The sequence below is a fragment of the Streptomyces sp. NPDC006997 genome, assembly GCF_040635175.1.
Lineage (GTDB): Bacteria > Actinomycetota > Actinomycetes > Streptomycetales > Streptomycetaceae > Streptomyces.
In genome coordinates this window covers 1-1,117 of record NZ_JBEYHH010000111.1, presented here as the reverse complement: position 1 = coordinate 1,117, position 1,117 = coordinate 1, and the positions used below count along the sequence as shown (strand labels likewise).

Annotated in this window: 1 protein-coding gene; it reads right to left on the bottom strand. The window is 67.1% G+C overall.

What is annotated here, in order from left to right; all coding sequences use genetic code 11:
* Positions 1-669 precede the first annotated feature (669 nt).
* The coding region (locus ABZ659_RS35885) for a hypothetical protein (RefSeq protein ID WP_360229215.1) at positions 670-1,117 on the bottom strand (448 nt) is incomplete at its 5' end.

Below are 1,117 nucleotides of genomic sequence, written 5' to 3'. Positions count from 1 at the left end.
AGCCAGACCGCAAAAAACCGAAGCCGTCCACACCACCCCGTCGGCCCGCTTGAGCCGGGCGTTCTCTGGCTACGGCGCCCTCACCCCGCCCCGCCCCGCCAAGACGACTCCAGCGGGCCCCAGCTTGCGAAGCCAGCTCCGAGGCGTCCTTGCGTCAACTCCGCCCGCGACCGACCCGCAGGACCAAGCGAGCCCGCTTCAAGCCGCCTTCGTGAGCGACGATCTCCACGGACCGGAGCCGACTCCAGACGCCTCGGCGGCCCCACATAGCGCCGCCGTAGCCAGCACTCTCCATACGCAACACAGTAAGCCCGGCCCGCTCGCCGATGGCCAGCCTGACCACCCACTCGCCAACACCGACCCCAGCCTCGCAGATCCAGCCACGCAGAACCTCCGAACCCACACCGAGACCGACCCCCAGCCCCTCGACCTGCCACTTCGGATCGACACTCCAAAACATCCCCACCGCACGCTCACACAACCCCAGCACATACCTCCTGAGCGAACACTTCCCTGGAGACAGCCACGGCCGATACCCCCCTCACGAACCCCACCACACCGCCAGCCACCACACCCCACACCCCACACCCCGCACCCCGCACCCCACACCCCGGGAGAACCCCAACCGAACACGTCCACCCCAAACAGCAACCAAGTCAATGACCAAACTCAGACGCGGGGACGCCCATGCGGAACAGACAGCGACGCCGAGCCGGAACTGACCAAAGCGGAAACCCGCGGACGGTCCGCGAGCCGGGGCAACAACAACTCCCAAAACCGCGTGACATTCTGCCGCGACAACCAAGAAGCATCCGCACCCCCCAACACCTCCAAACCCACCGTCGCCGCCACAATCAACCGAGCCGCATCCGCCCACGCAACATCCCGCGCAAGCACCCCACCACGCTCAGCCCGACGCAAACTCTCCTCCACCCAACGCTGCCACTCCCGACGCAACGGCGACTCCGCACGACGAGACACATCCCCCGCAAGCCCGAACCCACCCCGCACCACCACATCCCGAGCAAGACACCCCATCAACTCATGCGTGGCATCCACCACCGACTGCAACGGATCACCCTGCCGCGCACGCACCGCCTCCATCACCCCCCGCACC